At 64.2% G+C, this 15,685-nt stretch carries 11 protein-coding genes; 7 read left to right on the plus strand and 4 right to left on the minus strand.

All coding sequences use genetic code 11. The features are described from left to right. The first annotated feature begins 284 nt into the window (after positions 1 to 284). Positions 285 to 1,535 (plus strand): MFS transporter, encoded by a 1,251-nt coding sequence (locus PCO31110_RS11085; protein ID WP_174979517.1) that lies wholly within the window; start codon positions 285 to 287, stop codon positions 1,533 to 1,535. A 25-nt stretch (positions 1,536 to 1,560) separates the two neighbouring features. Here the strand turns inward: PCO31110_RS11085 and PCO31110_RS11090 are convergent, their stop codons facing one another. Next, a complete protein-coding gene (locus PCO31110_RS11090) occupies positions 1,561 to 2,319 on the minus strand; it encodes a 2-keto-4-pentenoate hydratase (RefSeq protein WP_150690453.1) in 759 nt (252 codons plus the stop codon). A 287-nt stretch (positions 2,320 to 2,606) separates the two neighbouring features. Here PCO31110_RS11090 and PCO31110_RS11095 point away from each other — a divergent pair, with 287 nt between their 5' ends. Next, the gene (locus PCO31110_RS11095) at positions 2,607 to 3,326 is read left to right on the plus strand and encodes a GntR family transcriptional regulator (RefSeq protein WP_010806400.1); all 720 of its coding nucleotides are present in this window, start codon (positions 2,607 to 2,609) and stop codon (positions 3,324 to 3,326) included. A 75-nt stretch (positions 3,327 to 3,401) separates the two neighbouring features. On the opposite strand, the gene PCO31110_RS11100 is transcribed toward PCO31110_RS11095, so the two are convergent. Further along, entirely contained in the window at positions 3,402 to 4,076 is a 675-nt protein-coding gene (locus PCO31110_RS11100; RefSeq protein WP_010806401.1) for a GntR family transcriptional regulator, read from the minus strand. 210 nt (positions 4,077 to 4,286) lie between these two features. Here PCO31110_RS11100 and PCO31110_RS11105 point away from each other — a divergent pair, with 210 nt between their 5' ends. The 5 genes from PCO31110_RS11105 (at position 4,287) to mdtD (ending at position 10,592) form a co-directional block, all read left to right on the plus strand. Further along, the gene (locus PCO31110_RS11105; protein ID WP_036662718.1) at positions 4,287 to 5,066 is read left to right on the plus strand and encodes an enoyl-CoA hydratase/isomerase family protein; all 780 of its coding nucleotides are present in this window, start codon (positions 4,287 to 4,289) and stop codon (positions 5,064 to 5,066) included. Position 5,067: 1 nt separating this feature from the next. Next, positions 5,068 to 6,306 carry a CaiB/BaiF CoA transferase family protein gene (locus tag PCO31110_RS11110; RefSeq protein WP_010806403.1) on the plus strand — a complete coding sequence of 413 codons (1,239 nt, stop codon included), beginning with the start codon at positions 5,068 to 5,070 and terminating at the stop codon, positions 6,304 to 6,306. A gap of 166 nt (positions 6,307 to 6,472) precedes the next feature. Next, entirely contained in the window at positions 6,473 to 8,344 is a 1,872-nt protein-coding gene (locus PCO31110_RS11115; protein ID WP_150690455.1) for a glycoside hydrolase family 15 protein, read from the plus strand. A 131-nt stretch (positions 8,345 to 8,475) separates the two neighbouring features. Next, positions 8,476 to 9,027 carry a FlxA-like family protein gene (locus PCO31110_RS11120; protein WP_150690456.1) on the plus strand — a complete coding sequence of 184 codons (552 nt, stop codon included), beginning with the start codon at positions 8,476 to 8,478 and terminating at the stop codon, positions 9,025 to 9,027. A gap of 125 nt (positions 9,028 to 9,152) precedes the next feature. Next, positions 9,153 to 10,592: a multidrug transporter subunit MdtD gene (gene mdtD, locus PCO31110_RS11125; protein ID WP_150690457.1), complete on the plus strand. Its 1,440-nt coding sequence runs from the start codon at positions 9,153 to 9,155 to the stop codon at positions 10,590 to 10,592. 9 nt (positions 10,593 to 10,601) lie between these two features. Here the strand turns inward: mdtD and PCO31110_RS11130 are convergent, their stop codons facing one another. After that, a complete protein-coding gene (locus PCO31110_RS11130; RefSeq protein ID WP_150690458.1) occupies positions 10,602 to 11,861 on the minus strand; it encodes an ABC transporter substrate-binding protein in 1,260 nt (419 codons plus the stop codon). 413 nt (positions 11,862 to 12,274) lie between these two features. Next, the gene (locus PCO31110_RS11135; RefSeq protein WP_442417704.1) at positions 12,275 to 15,682 is read right to left on the minus strand and encodes an autotransporter outer membrane beta-barrel domain-containing protein; all 3,408 of its coding nucleotides are present in this window, start codon (positions 15,680 to 15,682) and stop codon (positions 12,275 to 12,277) included. Positions 15,683 to 15,685 lie beyond the last annotated feature (3 nt).

Here is a 15,685-nt window from a genome sequence, read left to right on the forward strand (position 1 = left end):
GATCAATCGCTTGGCGATTTTTCCGCGCTCGTTGTCCACAGCCTTGTGAACAAAAACGGTGGATAACTCGCGCCTCATCGCGTGCGGGGTGACGTCGACTTCCGACAGGTTCGTGTCGGATTGCCAAGATGCCCCGGCGCGCGGATGCACAGCACTGCCACACGGGGTGCGTTAGAATTCCTGACCTGAACGGCTCCGCATCGCGCCGGGGCTTCGCCGGTCTTTTCTTCAAACGACAACGCAGTTTTCTCTGTCGCGTCACTCCCGCGTCTCTTGCGATTCCCATGACTTCCGAAACGACGACGCCGCGCACGGGCTTTTGGCCGGCACGCGCGGCGACCATGGCATTGCTGTTTTGCAGCGGCTTCCTGTATGCGACGTGGGGTGTTCACGTGCCCACCGTCAAGGCGATGTTCGACCTGAACGACGCCAGCCTCTCTGTCGCCATGTTCGCCGTGGCGGGGGGGGCCATTGTCACGATGTCGCGCACGGCGCGCTGGGTCGGCCGCGCGGGCAGTCAGCGCGCCAGCCTCCAGTCGGGCATGGCATTGGCGCTAACAAGCGCCTTCATTCTCTCGATGCCGAGCTACTGGGGCCTCGTGGGCTGGCTCGCCCTTTACGGCGCGGCCAACGCGACTTACGACGTTGCCGTCAACGCGCAGGCCGCCACGCTCGAAGCCCGCTATCGCCAACCGATTATGGCGTCGCTGCATGGTTGCTTCAGTCTGGGCGGCATGGCGGGGGCACTCGTTGGTGGTGCGTGGCTGGCGCATCACGGCTCGCCGCAATGGCACATCGGTCTCGCCGCGTTGGTATGCGCCGTGGTGATCGTCGCCGGCGCGCGCTTCATGCAGCCCGACGTGAGGCCCGGTGAAGCGCCGGTCGCGAGCCAAGGCGCCGACAAGGCCGCCGTCCCGGTGCATCCACTGCCTGCGCTGAACGATGCCGAGCGTCGCCGGCTGCATCGCAAGCTCACGGGCTTCGGTGTTCTTGCGTTTCTGGGGCTGGTGGTCGAAGGCGCGATGTACGACTGGACGGCGGTGTACATGCGGGAAGTGGTCGCCGCGCAAGGGGCGTGGGTGGGGGCTGGGTATGCCGCATTCTCGCTCGGCATGGCGGGCGGGCGCTTTGGTGGCGACCCGGTGCGCGCCCGTATGGGCGGCGCGCGACTGTTGAGGATGAGCAGCCTGCTATGTGTCGCCGGCGTGTTGCTGGCGCTGTTCTGGCGGGCGCCTGCGGCGGCTGTCGCGGGCTTCGCACTCGCGGGCCTCGGATTGTCCAATGTAATGCCGGTCATGTTCGCCGCGTCGGGCGAGGTGGCGCGCGGTGCTGGCATGGCAAGCGCCGAAGCCATTGCGGTCATGGCGCGGCTTGCCTATCTGGGACTGCTTGCCGGACCGGTGCTGATCGGGGCGATTGCTCACGGTATCAGCTTGCCGGTGGCGCTGGGCGCGGGGCTGCTGTGCATCGTACCGATCGCCTTGCTCGCGCCGAAAATGCTGGCAGGGGCGGACGGGCGCGCAGCGCAGCACTGAAACGCCGCGTGCGCGCCGAACCCATTTACTTCAGTGTGACGGACACTTCGCCGATGCCGTCGATCGTGCCGCTCAGCTTGCCTTTGCTACTCGCGGGGATCATGCCGACGTACGAGCCGCAGGTGATGATGGCGCCTGCGCGCATGGTGATGCCGCGCTTGCCGTTGTGATTGACTAGCCACGTGAGCAGGGCGCGCGGGTCGCCACCGGTGTTGCCGGTGTGCGCCGGGGTGAGGTCGGTGCCGTCGAGCGAGAACCTGAGTTTCGGCGTCAGGTAGTTGAGCGATGCATCGTAGTCACGGCCGCTGCCGATCACCAGCGCACCGTTGTTCTGCAAATCGGCGAGCGTGAATCGGCTGTCAAGTCCTTTCGATGCGAAGCGACTGTCAGTGATTTCAATCGTGGCCAGCGTTTCGCCGACAAACATCATGGCCGCTCGCTCGTCGTAGTTGCCCGGCTTGATGTCGCGTGCCAGACGGAACGCGATTTCCAGTTCCAGTCCCGGGCGGAAGAAGTCGTCGAGGGCCAGCGTACCGCCTGCATCGCTCACGACGGATGCCGGAATCGGCGCGCAATTCGGAAGGTCCGACGGCTTTTTGGCACCCACTTTCCACGCAGCAATCGTCTCGCCGAGCAGGTCGAGCGTGCGCAACTGCACGGCATAGGCAGCGCCAGCGTCGGCCGGGAGCAGCGCCGGCGCGGGCGCGTCGATCGGCGTGTCGCCGCGACGGGTATCGGCCAGCAGTTGGGCCAGCGATTCGACAGCGGCTTGATTCTCGAACATGTTGCAGGTCTCCTGAGGGAAGGGCGATGCGCCAGGCATTTGCCGGCAGCACATAGCCCCACATCGTATACAAAATTCATGCGCCATTGCGCAGTGCAGCGAACGTGACGGCTACTTAGTGAAAACACCACCTAACGTAGTCAAAGTCGCGTTGATCTGCGAGAATCGGACTTCGAAATAATTCGTAATATTTCGTGCGGCCTGGCAGCGGTGGTGAACGCCGTCGCCCACGAAAGTGCAGTGCGTGCAGTCGATGACCTTCTTCTCAAAGTGAACGACCCGAACCTATGCACTCCGTGACCCTGAATGCCGTGCGCGATACCCTTATCCATCCGCCGGACAGCAGCGCGGCGCAGCCGATCAGCCGTCAGGCGCTGCATCATGCCGTGATGGATCGTTTGCGCAAGATGATTACCGAAGGAGCGTTGTTGCCGGGGGCTCATCTGAACGAGCGCGCTTTGTGCGAGCAGCTCGGTGTATCGCGTACGCCGCTGCGCGAGGCGCTCAAGATGCTCGCCGTCGAACGGCTGATCGAATTGTTGCCGAATCGCGGCGCGCGCGTTGTGACGCTGTCGGTCAGCGATATCGCCGACGCGTTCGAATTGCTCAGCGGTCTCGAAGCGCTGGCGGGCGAATTGGCCTGCGAGCGTATCACCCAAGCCGAAATCGACGAGATTCAGGCGTTGCATTGCGCGATGGACGCGTGTCACGCGAACGGCGATCTGTCCGGCTATTTCGACTGCAATCAGCGAATTCACGACCATATCAATGCGGCCGCCCGCAACCCCGCGCTCACACACATGTACCAATCGGTCAATCAGCGCCTGCAAGCTCTGCGATTCCGATCGAATCTGCACGCGGGCAAATGGGAGCAGGCCGTCGACGAGCATGTGGCGATGCTGCGCGCTTTGCATCGGCGCGACGGTGCCGCATTGGGACGACTGCTGCGCGCTCACCTGATGGTCAAGTGCGCGACGGTACTCGCCAGCATGCGAGCCGCCGCGTAACCCACAAGCGGCACAAGCGGTACAAGTGCGCCCCCGATACGCGCGCGCGGACGTTGCACGTTGCACGCCACCCGTTCAGGCCGCGCGGCTCATACTCACCAGCCCTTCGTTGAGCATCGCCGCCACGTAGGCGTCGGTCTTGCTGCGCAGGTGCGCCTCCATCAGCGAGCGCAATCGCTTGCCATCGCGTCGACGCAGTAGCGCAAGCATTTCCGCGTGTTCGTCGACCGCCTGACGCCAGCGCTCGGGGGTGGGCGTGAGCCGTTCGCGTACATACCGCAGACGGGCATTGAGATTGTGGAAGTACTCGGCCAGCGGGCCGTTGTCCGCCATGCGAAGAATGCTCAGGTGGATCTGCTGGTTCAGCGCAAAGTAGGCCGCGTGATCGGCACGCGCGTATGCCGATTCCATCTCATTCTGTAGCCGCGCCAATGCGTCGAGATCGGCGTCCGACGCTTTCTCGCACGCCTGCTCTCCCGAGAGTCCTTCGAGCACCGCCATCACGGCGAGCAGATTCACCACTTCATCGACGCTCACGCGTGCCACGCGCGCCCGGCGTGTGTCCGAAATCTCCACCAGCCCTTCGTTCGCCAGCCGCTTGAGCGCTTCGCGCAACGGTGTGCGAGAGACGGCCAGTGCTTCGCAGAGGGCGCGTTCCGAGAGCGGCGCGCCGGGGCGCAAGTCACCGCGCACGATGCGTGCCTTGAGGGCTTCGTATGCGGTGGCGTTCAGCGAGGCGGACGTGCTCATGCGTTATGGGCCATAAATTGGAATGCCAATTCTGATGAGGATGTGCTAGATCGTCAATCGGAAATCTCCATTTTTTGCATGTTAACCCTGATTATTTGCTTTTCCGCTTGCCAACTATCCGACGAGGAATCTATCGTTTACCGAAAATTGGTATACCAAAAATCGAAGCCGGCCGACATTGGGTACGTGCCGGTATGTGAAGGAGGCAATGTGACATCGACCGTTCTGACCGAGCGACACGGCGCAGTTGCGCGGGTCACGCTCAATCGTCCAGAGAAGCTCAATGCGTTGACCAAGCCGATGTGGCAGGCATTGGGCGATACGATTCTGACCTTGTCCGAGACACCCGGCGTGCGCTGCATCGTGCTGCGCGGCGCGGGGGAGAAATCGTTTGCGCCGGGAAACGACATTGCGGAGTTCGAAACGGATCGGGCCAACGTCGAGCAGGCGCGCGCGTATGGCGCGCTCATGCATCGCACGCTCGACGCGCTGGTCAATTGCCCGGTGCCGCTTGTCGCGATGATTCATGGCATTTGCGTTGGCGGCGGTATGGAAATTGCCGCTGCCTGCGATGTGCGTATTTGCGGGGAGTCGAGCCGTTTCGGCGCACCGATCAATAAGTTGGGGCTGGTGATGGCGCACGCGGAACTCTCGGGGTTGGTGCGGCTGCTCGGCCCGGCACGCGCGCTGGAGATCCTGCTCGAAGGCCGGATCTTCGATGCGCAAGAGGCGTTGCGTATCGGTCTCGTCAGCCGTGTGGCGGCGGACGCCGAGGTGACACGCGAAGCGCTAGCAAGTGCGCAGCGCATCGCTGCCGGAGCGCCTCTGGTCGCGCGCTGGCACAAGCGTTTCGTGCGTGAACTGGCGAGCGGTCAGCCGCTCACGCCGGCGCAGATCGATGAGGGTTTCGCGTGCTTCGGCACGGCCGACTTCCAGACGGGCTATCGTGCTTTTCTCGCGAAGACGGCCCCCGTGTTCGAGGGGCGCTGAGATGACCTGTTCCGAGCAGCGGGCCGGCGGGCCGTTACAGGGCGTCAAGGTCATTGAACTGTCGCACATCATGTCGGGCCCGGTGTGCGGCATGATGCTCGCGGACATGGGCGCGGACGTCATCAAGGTCGAGAAGATGGAAGGCGACGACGCGCGTCGATTCGCACCGATCTTGCCGCACGGCGAGTCGGCCTCGTTCATGATGCTCAATCGCAACAAGCGCGGCATTGCGCTCAATCTCAAGACGGAGGGCGGTAAGGCGGTACTGCGCAAGATGCTCGCCAGCGCCGATGTCGTCACCGAAAACTACCGTAAAGGGACGATGGAAAAGCTCGGCCTTGGCTATGAGACGCTGCGCGAGGCCAACCCGGGCCTCATCTATTGCGCCATTTCCGGCTATGGCCGCACTGGCCCGTATGCGGACAAGGGCGGCTTCGATCTGATTGCGCAGGGGCTCTCCGGCCTGATGAGTGTGACAGGCGAACCGGGGCAGGCGCCCATTAAGGCGGGCTCGCCGATTGCCGACATCAACGCGGGCATTCTGGCGGCGCTCGGCATCTCGGCAGCCTACGCGCATCGACTGCGCACCGGGCAAGGGCAGATCGTCGATACGTCGTTGCTAGAGGCCGGTTTTCAGCAAATGTACTGGGCTGCGGCCAACTTTTTCGCGAGCGGTGAGAATCCGCCGAAGCTCGGTTCTGCGAATCCCACGAGCACGCCTTATCAGGCCTTTCGTACGCAAGACGGCTGGATCAACATCGGTGCGGCCAATCAGGCGAACTACGAGCGTCTCCTACTGGTGCTCGACGCCCCCGAGATCGCTAGCGACCCGCGCTTTGCCACCAATGCAGGCCGCACTGCCCACCGCGCGGAACTTGTCGAGCGGCTCACGGGTTATCTTGTGCGCGACACCACGCAGCACTGGGTCGAGCGTCTTGATGCGGTCGGCTTGCCGGTGGGGCCTGTGCTGCCGATCTCCGAGGCGGTGACGCACCCGCAGATTCTGGCGCGTGAGATGGTGGTGGAGACGGTGCATCCGCTTGACGGCCCGACGCGCAGTATCGGTTTGCCGATTCGCTTTTCCGAAACGCCCAAGTGCACGGGCGGTCCCGCGCCCCGGCTTGGCGAACACACTTGCGAGGTGTTGGGCGAGTACGGTTTCGATGCGCAACAGGTTCACGACCTGATCACACAGGGGGCGGTGCACGCGTTGGAGGAGGTGGCACGAGCGGGCGCATGACGTATGGGGTGCGCTTGCGATGCGGATTCTCCGCGTCTTCGCAAATTGTGTAGAACTTCCCTCCCGGTGGCCGCATGCCGACGAGGCGCGTACCATAGGGCTTCACGCGCTCGCGTTCCCCGGCGCAAGCCGGGGGCACCGTTCCTCCCCTGTTCGCGAGGTGAGCATGCCGGCACGTATTGAAGATTACGCAATGATTGGCGACTGCCGCAGCGCCGCGCTGGTTGCGCGCGACGGCTCGATAGACTGGCTTTGCTGGCCATATTTCGATTCCCCTGCCTGCTTCGCTGCGCTCCTGGGCGGCCCCGAGCACGGCCGATGGAAGCTCGCTCCCGATGATCCCCACGCCACGTGCACACGGCGCTATCACGACGACACGCTGATTCTCGAGACCCGTTTCGAGACGGTGGAAGGTTGCGTTGCCGTGATCGACTTCATGCCGTTGCGCGACGGCGCCGCCGATCTGGTGCGGCTGGTCAAGGGCATACACGGCACCGTTTCGATGTCGATGGAACTGATCCTGCGTTTTGACTATGGTGCGTCGGTGCCGTGGGCGCGAGCGCTCGATGCCGACGATTCGACCGGGCCGGGCATGCGGCTCATTGCGGGCCCCGACAAGGTGGTCGTGCGCACGCCGGTGGCGATTCAGGATGTGCCGGGCAGTCTGCGCGCGCGATTCGACGTGAAGGCGGGCGACACCGTGCCGTTCGTGCTCTCCCGCGTGCCGTCGCATCATGCCGACCCGCGCGAGATCGATCCGCTCGCGGCGCTGGCCGATACCGAGCGTTATTGGCGCACGTGGGCCAACCGCTGTCAGCTTGACGGCCGCTGGACCGAAGCGATTCGCCGGTCGCTCATCGTGCTCAAGGCCCTCACGTTCGTACCGACGGGCGGCGTGGTCGCAGCGCCCACCACATCGCTTCCCGAGCAACTCGGGGGCGAACGTAACTGGGACTATCGCTATTGCTGGTTGCGAGACGCTACGCTCACCCTGCAAGCGCTCATGCTCGGTGGCTATTACACCGAGGCGAGCGACTGGAGTCACTGGCTGGTGCGCGCCGTGGCAGGCGCGCCATCGCAGGTGCAGATCATGTATGGCCTTTCGGGCGAGCGACGGCTTCCCGAATGGGAAATCGACTGGCTGCCGGGCTACGAAGGGGCGAAGCCCGTGCGCGTGGGCAATGGGGCGGTCGGACAATTGCAACTCGACGTTTATGGCGAGGTGATGGATGCCTTGCATCAGGCGCGTCTGGGCGGCCTGGAGCCGGACGATGCCACGTGGGAGGTGCAGACGAAGCTGGTCGCCCATCTCGAGACCGTCTGGCGCAAGCCGGACGAGGGCATCTGGGAGGTGCGCGGTGGACGTCAGCACTTCACGTATTCGAAGGTGATGGCCTGGGTGGCGTTCGATCGCGCGATCAAGTCGGCCGAGCGCTTCGGATTGCCGGGGCCGGTCGATCACTGGCGGCACCTGTGCAGGGAGATTCATGCGGACGTCTGCGCGCACGGCTTCGACAAGGTGCGTAATGCGTTCATGCAGGCCTACGGTTCGACAGAGATGGATGCGAGCGCGCTGATGATTCCGCTGTCGGGTTTCCTGCCGGCGGACGACCCTCGCGTCATCGGCACGATCGAAGCGGTCGAGCGCGAACTCATGCATGACGGACTGGTGCAGCGCTATCGTACGAACCGCGTCGCCGATGGCTTGCCGGCGGGCGAGGGCGCATTCCTCGCATGCAGCTTCTGGATGGTCGATTGTCTGGTGATGATCGGCCGTCACGCCGACGCCCGGAAGTTGTTCGAGCGATTGCTGTCGTTGCGCAACGACGTTGGCCTGCTGGCCGAAGAGTACGACACGCATCACGGGCGTCAGGTCGGCAACTTCCCGCAGGCGTTTTCGCACATCGCGCTCGTGCACGCGGCGATCCGTCTGGAGGCGCTTGCCGACGATGATCGGGCAGACAATGCGACGGACGAAGGTGCCGACGAAGACGAGGCACGCTTCGAGCATGTGGGGTATCGGGCGATCAGGGCCTGACGGGCGAGGAGAGGGGCCGCCGCTGGCGCGTTCTCCGGCTGACGGCGGCTACGGCTTAAGGAAATCGATCGGCTTGCCGTAAATGCTTATAAGTCCTTACTTTCTCGGTTTTTGCCGAACTACCCGTTCTCATGACCATCCTCATTTCTGCCCAGGGAAGTGCGACATCCAGGTTGCAGGACCTGTGGCAGTCGCATATCGAACAGCAACAGGCCGAGAAGGCGAAAACGGCAGACAGTGCAGTCGATAGCGCAGCCAAGTCGGGGGTGCCCGCCAGTGCCTCGAACTCGGCGGGCGCGGCCAATGCCACCAGCGCCACCGGCAACAGAGGCGCCAGCACGAATATCGGGGCGAGCGAGCGCCGCACCGATACCAATAGGGTCGATACGGCGCGTGGCGCTCAGGAGGGCGCCACGCAGACGGGCAACGCGGTGAGCAGCGGTGCAGACGCGGGCGGCAGTGGCAACCCCATCGTCGCCGGGACGATCAAGAACCTCAAGGCGATGCTGGCGAAAGTCATGGCGCAGCTCGACGCCGTGCGCAACAACAATCGGCTCCCGCCGGAAGAGAAACTCCAGCAGACGACGGCGTTGTCCGCGCAGGCGATGTCGATTCAGGCGCAGATCATCTCGCTGATGAACCCGACCAAGACGAGCGGCACGCGCGTCAATACGACGGCCTGAGACGCTTTGCCGTGACCGCTGATGCAAGATTCGCATCAGTCGGCGAAGCCAGGCGCGCTAGAATTCGGCTTTCGTTTGATTCTTCATCGCGGCATGCCCAGCCGTCATGCCTCGTCAAGGCGCGCATGAAGCAAGACAAGACTCTCACCGCCCTGCTATGGATCGTCGCGGCGGGCTTTTTCATGCAGGCGCTGGACACGACCATCGTCAACACGGCGCTGCCCGCGATGGCGGCGAGCCTTGGTGAGAACCCGTTGCGCATGCAGCCGGTGGTGGTCTCCTACTCGCTGACGATGGCCCTGCTGACCCCCGCGTCCGGTTGGCTGGCGGACCGGTTCGGCACGCGCCGTGTCTATTTCGTTGCGATTGTGCTGTTCGTCCTCGGCTCGATTTGCTGTGCGATGGCGCATACGCTGCCGCAGTTGGTGGTCGCGCGCGTGCTGCAGGGCGCGGGCGGCTCGATGCTGTTGCCGATCGGGCGTCTCGCCGTGCTGCGCACTTTTCCGGCCGGCGAATATCTGGCGGCGCTGGCCTTCGTGTCGATTGCGGGGCAGGTGGGGCCGATGATCGGTCCGGTGCTGGGCGGCTGGTTGGTGCAAGTCGCTTCATGGCACTGGATATTTCTCATCAACGTGCCGATCGGCGTCGTTGGCAGTCTGGCGGTACGGCGTTACCTGCCACATCCCACGCAAGATGAAGTGATCGACACGGGTTTCGACTGGATCGGATTCGTTTTGCTCTCGGTCGCGATGGTGTCGTTCACACTGGCGCTCGATCATCCGTTCTCCGATACGGGGTGGGGGGTGTCGTTGGGGCTGGCACTGCTTTGCATCGTCACCACGCTGGGGTACTGGCCGTATGCCCGGCGTCGTACCGCTCCGCTATTCCCGCTTGAACTCTTCGAGACGCGCAGTTTCAGTCTGGGCCTGCTGGGCAATCTCGTCGCCCGTATCGGCAGCAGCGCGGTGCCGTTCCTGTTGCCGCTACTGCTTCAGGTGGCCATGGGCTACAGCCCGCTCGCCTCGGGGCTGATGCTGCTGCCGATCGCGCTTGCCGGGGTGGTGGTCAAGCGCATGGTGACGCCGCTGGTGTTGCGCCACGGCTACACGCGCTTTCTGATGGTCAATACGGCTGTCGTCGGGGGCTCGATCGCCAGTTTTGCGCTGTTCGGCCCGGGCTGGCCGATGTGGATTGGATTGTTGCAGTTGGCGGTATTCGGCGGCGCGAACTCGATGCAGTTCGCCGCGATGAACAGCGTTACGCTCAAGGATCTCGGCACACGTCGTGCCAGTGCAGGTAACGGTTTGTTCTCGATGGCGCAGATGCTGGCGCTGGGGTTGGGGGTGACCATTGGCGGTCAGTTGCTGGCGCTGTTCGGTCATCTGGCCGGGCAGGCGGGCGAGGTGGGCATGGGCGGCACGGTGACGGGCTTTCGCCTGACGTTCGTGTGCGTTGGCCTGATTACGCTTGCTTCGGCGCTAGTGTTCCGCCGCGTGGCAGATCCGGCCGCAGTCGCTGGCGGTGGCGAGACGCAACCCGCGTCTGCCACCGATCTCAAACGCTAAGCGCGCGGCTTACTTCTTCACCAGCGCACACTTCGACTCGGCCAACGGGGCAAACGCCTTGTCGGCCGGAATTGTCTCCAGAATCTTGTACAGATCCCATTCCGACTTCGATTCGGCCGGCGTTTTGACCTGCACCAACAGCATGTCGTGCACCAGTTTGCCGTCTGCGCGAATCTGGCCGTTGCGGATCACCGGGTCGTCAATCTTCATCGACTTGAGCTTGGCCATGACGGCATCAGCCTCGTCTGTGCCCGCCGCCTGCACCGCCTTCAGATAGTTCAGCACCGCCGAATAGACGGCCGCCTGCATCATCGTGGGCATCTTCTTGTGCTGCGCGTAAAAGCGCTGGGCGAACGCCCGCGAGCGGTCGTCCTGATCCCAATAGAAGCCGTTGGTGAGAATCATGCCCTGCGCATTCTTCAGACCCATGCCATGGACTTCCGTAATCAACGACAGCAACGGCGTGAAGACCTGTTTGCCACCCTGAATGATGTTGAACTGCGAGGCCTGTTTGACAGTGTTGAGCGTGTCGGTGCCCGAGTTCGCCAACGCAATGACCTGTGCGCCGGATGTTTGCGCTCGCAGCAGATACGACGACAGATCGGGCGAGTTCACCGGGTGTTTCACCGAGCCCACAACCTTGCCGCCCTGACGCGTGAGAATCTCGCTGGCGTCTTTCTCCAACGCCTGACCGAAAGCATAGTCGGCAGTGATGAAGTACCACGACTTGAGGCCGCGACGCAGCAGCGCCTGCGAGGTCGAATTCGCGAGCGCATAGGTGTCGTACATCCATTGCACACTGTGCGCCGTGCATTGCTCGTTGCTGATGGCGGACGAACCCGCACCGGTCACAAGCGCGATCTTCTTCTTCTCGTCAGCGATGCGATCAACCGCAAGGGCGACGTTCGAGAACGTCAGGTCGGTAATCATGTCGACCTTGCCCCGGTCGTACCACTCGCGCGCAATGGTGGCGCCAGTGTCAGTCTTGCCCTGCGAATCCGCAGAGACCAACTCGATCGGCGCACCAAGCACCTTGTGATCCCGCGAGAAGTCGTCGATTGCCATGGTGGCAGCAAGCACACTGCCTTTGCCCGCGTTGTCGCTCGACACGCCGGACAGGTCAGTCAGTACACCGATCTTCACTACACCATCCGAAGTGCCGCCGGTCGGCGCGGCATGGGCGGTGGTGACGGCGTAGCCAAGCGCCGTGAGGGCGACGGATGCGGCGACGGCTATCGTGCGGCGCAAGTGGCCGGTGAGGCTGGGCATGTCTTTGTCTCCAATGTTCAAGTGATGACGCCTCGTCGGCCGCCCTCTCTTTTGGATGACTGACGCCGCAAGGCCTCGAACATATTAAACATTTCGTAATCGATTGCGCAATCCGTAATGCTGGCCGGGCGTATCGGGATTTTCCTGACCTTTCGCATTTCTGCTAGACGGCGTATGCGCCGACGTTATGCGCGGTTCACGACGCGTCGTCACGCCCCAACGACGGACCGGAGCCCCTTTCCGCCTCTCAGACATAAACCCAACTCGCTGCAGAAAGGGGCCCCGATCCGTCTCTCCCGATTCCCTTCGCTCCTCGTCCTCCCCGCTGCCTGCCGCAGCGGTGAGGACTCGCTCGACAGTTCGTCGCTGCAACTGACCACGCACGTTCAATGGCAGCGAACAATAGCAGAGCGTCAAAACCGATGGTTCACCCGTACGTAGGCAGATATTGCCGACGCATGGCTCGTGTTGATCAGCGCGTCTACACCCAGCGACACCGCGGTCGCCTTCGAGGCCTGCAGACTCACGCTGGCTCCCGTGGTCAGGAATGAACGTGGCAGATCGGTGCCCGGCGCAATAAACACGGTGCCATCCTGGCTCTGCACCTGCACGACGCGACCTCCGCCCAGCACTTCGCGCGCATACCCGAGGCGCAATTGCATATTGACGGGGCGCGCCGTATCGCCAAACGCTTTGTCAAGGGTTATACCCACGTACGGCTGCAAGCTGCGGACGTTGTCCGCACCCACTTGCAGATTCTGGCCGCTGGCTCCGTCTTCTGTGAAGCGATTGCCGTGTACGTAGGCGTAGCGCAGCCCGATATGCGGCGCAAGCGTGAAGCCGGCCACCTGCATCGGCAGGCTGGCCTGCGTGGCAGCCGTAAATTCCTGGCCGATGTGGTCACCCTCTGCGGTACCGATGCCAACGAACGAGCGCTTCTGCGAGAGGAAGTTGAGCCCGTAGCCCAGCGTGCCCGATACGTTGACCGCGCCCATCGGCTGGCTACCGTAGAGTGCCAGGCGCAGCGTGTCGATGGCGCCCGACGCGCCCGTGCCATCTTCGCCGAGCGTGGTGTGAGTGTAGCCGCTGGCCGCACCCACCATGGCGGTGCCAAGCTGACGGTCCGCACCAGCCAGGAAGCCGTATTCGTGCGTCAGGAAGCCCGGTGCGCTGCCCGTGCCTCCTACCTTCGTGCTGGTGCCTGTGGCGGTGATCCACGCGTCGGTCGATGTGGCCAGGTCCGATTGCAGGTTGCCCAATCGTCCCAGCAGTGCCGCGTTGGCCCCCTGGGCCTGCAGGAGAGCTGTCGTGCCGACGGCGGTGTAGATCGACGTGTTGGTCGGCGCCACCACCAACGGATCAGCCGCCGAGCCGGCTGCCGCCGCCAGCGTCAGGTCCACCGCATTGGCGCCGTAGTTGACGGACGACTGCAGCGTACCCAGATTGGCGCCCGCCGTGGTGGTGTTGGTGACGGCGCTAAAACGGCCCGTCACGCCATTGGTGGCGGTGAGCAGCGTGTACTGGCGTGCCGTATACGTGCCCGGATCGTACACGATGGCCAGCGTACCACCGAGCGTCGCCGAGCCACCCACATGCAGTTGCGAACCTTGTGTCGGGCTGACCTCGATCGACAGCGTGCCGGTGGCCGCCTGCACGTAATTGCCGTTCACGGTCAGCGTGCCGATGGAGCCGCCGGGCGCCACCGTCCCGCTGTTGTTCACGTTGCCCAACACCGTGCCATGGCCGCGCAGCGTTCCTCGCGTGCTCACCTGCACGTTGCCGCCCAGCACTGCGCCGGCGCTGGCCGCATCGCCCACGGCGACGGTTCCGCCCGATACCGTCGTGGTGCCGGTGAACGCGCTGCTGATGCCGTTGAGCGTGAGTGTGCCAGTGCCCTGTTTCACCAGGCCGCCGCTGCCGGTCAGGCTGCCGCCGAAAGTCTGCGACGTGTTGTCCGTCAGCGTAAGCGTGTTGGCCCCGAGCGCCAGTTGACTGCCCGATACACCGGAGAGGTGCGCCAGCGACTGGTTGCCGCCGGCCGACAACGCCAGTACCGCGTTCGACCCGGCCAATGCCACCGTCGCTGCCTGGGAGAGGCTGCCCACGCCGGACAAGACCAGGGTGCCCGCATTGACCGTCGTGGCGCCAGTGTAGACGTTCGCCCCCGACAGTGTTTGTGTCCCGCCGTTGAGCGTGAGCCCGCCCGTGCCGGCCATGCTACCGCTGAACGTGCCGCTGGCGTTGGTGAGCGTTAACGTTTGGCCCCCTAGCCTGACGGTGCCGGTGCCGGACAACGTCGTCACTGTCGTGCCTCCCTCGGTGCCGGAAATATCGAACGTGCCGTTGTTGATTAGGCCGCCGGAATTGGCAATGCTGCCCGAACCGCTCAACGCCAGCGTGCCGCCGCTGATCGTGGTGCTGCCGGTATAGCCACTTGCGCCGGCCAGCGTCTGGGTGCCGGTTCCCGCTAGCGTCACGCCACCCGTGCCGTTGATCGCGCCGCTGAATGTGGCGTTGCCAGTGTTATTGACGGTGAGCGTATGGCTGCCGAGGTTCACATTCGAGCCTGCCGCACCGGCTAGCGCGCCGATGGTTTGCGCGCCGGCCGCGCTGATATCGAACTGTGTGCCCGCGTTCGCAAGGTTGATCCTGCCGGTCGAGGCCAGGCTGCCGCCCGCGCCGAGCGCCAGCGTGCCATTGCTGATGGTCGTGTCGCCGGTGTAGGTGCTGGTGCCCGTCAACGTGAGCGTACCGGCCCCCGCTTTTGTCAGGCCGCCCACCCCGCCAATGCCGCTGGCCAGTGCGATGTTGTTGCCATTGGTGTCGAGCGTGCCGCCGTTCATGCCCAGCGCACTGAGGCGGCTGGAAATATCCGTGGTATTTCCCACGGCCCATTGCAGGCCGCCGCCGTTCAATGTGACGCTGCCCGTGCCGAGATTGCCGCCGTTGCTGAAATTGATCAGGCCGGCGTTGACGGCCGTGCCGCCTGAGTACGAATTTGCACCGGTCAGAAAGGTCGTGCCGCTGCCGTTCTGTACCACCTTGCCTGTGCCGGCGATGGCAGTGGAAAACGTGTACGAGGTGTCGGACTGATTGAAATTGATGGCGCCGAGATTACTGATACTGCCCGCCAGCCCGGTGACCGTGCCCGCGCTCGTGCCGTTGGCCGTGGCGTTGCCGATGTTGAGCGCGCCGTTACTTCCGATGGTGAAGGTGGCGCCGCTCAGGTTCAGCGAGCTGCCATTGCCCAGATTGAGCACACCGGCACCGCCAGCACCGCCGTTGCCAGAGCACCCGCAGTTGCCGCCCGTGCCACCCAGGCCGCCAATGAAGAGCTGACTACCCACCGTGACGACCGCCCCGCCGGTGAGTGTGAGCGTTCCGCTGCCGCCATCGCCACCGTTGCCGCCCCGCGTGCTGCCGGCTCCGCCCGAACCGCCGCCACCGCCGGCTCCCCCGACCAGCAGCGTGTTGACAACGTTCAGCGTCGTCCCGTTCAGGTCGAGAGTTCCCGCCCCTCCGGCGCCACCGTTGATGCCACCGAGATTGCCGCCGTCCCCGCCGCCCCCGGCACCCCCGATCCCCACGTAATCGTAAGTCGCCAGGAGTCCGCTGCTGCCATTGGCCGGGCTGGCAATTACCTGTGTTGGGTCCGGAACCCCGCTGGCGCCGCCGCTACCGGGCAAGAAAAAGTCGGCGCCCCCGTTGCCGCCGCGCACGCGCCCCGCGCCGCCATCGCCACCGCCCACGCCCTCTGTGCCGACGAGGAGCACTTCGGCCGCACGCGCAAGCGGCGCCGTCAATCCTAGCGACAGGGCCATCGC

This window comes from Pandoraea communis (genome assembly GCF_902459745.1).
Lineage (GTDB): Bacteria > Pseudomonadota > Gammaproteobacteria > Burkholderiales > Burkholderiaceae > Pandoraea > Pandoraea communis.

Coding starts and splice junctions, on each gene's coding strand:
- PCO31110_RS11085 (WP_174979517.1), top strand. CDS start 285: ATGACTTCCGAAACGACGACGCCGCGCACGGGCTTTTGGCCGGCACGC.
- PCO31110_RS11135 (WP_442417704.1), bottom strand. CDS start 15,682: ATGGCCCTGTCGCTAGGATTGACGGCGCCGCTTGCGCGTGCGGCCGAA.
- PCO31110_RS11115 (WP_150690455.1), top strand. CDS start 6,473: ATGCCGGCACGTATTGAAGATTACGCAATGATTGGCGACTGCCGCAGC.
- PCO31110_RS11110 (WP_010806403.1), top strand. CDS start 5,068: ATGACCTGTTCCGAGCAGCGGGCCGGCGGGCCGTTACAGGGCGTCAAG.
- PCO31110_RS11090 (WP_150690453.1), bottom strand. CDS start 2,319: ATGTTCGAGAATCAAGCCGCTGTCGAATCGCTGGCCCAACTGCTGGCC.
- mdtD (WP_150690457.1), top strand. CDS start 9,153: ATGAAGCAAGACAAGACTCTCACCGCCCTGCTATGGATCGTCGCGGCG.
- PCO31110_RS11130 (WP_150690458.1), bottom strand. CDS start 11,861: ATGCCCAGCCTCACCGGCCACTTGCGCCGCACGATAGCCGTCGCCGCA.
- PCO31110_RS11100 (WP_010806401.1), bottom strand. CDS start 4,076: ATGAGCACGTCCGCCTCGCTGAACGCCACCGCATACGAAGCCCTCAAG.
- PCO31110_RS11095 (WP_010806400.1), top strand. CDS start 2,607: ATGCACTCCGTGACCCTGAATGCCGTGCGCGATACCCTTATCCATCCG.
- PCO31110_RS11120 (WP_150690456.1), top strand. CDS start 8,476: ATGACCATCCTCATTTCTGCCCAGGGAAGTGCGACATCCAGGTTGCAG.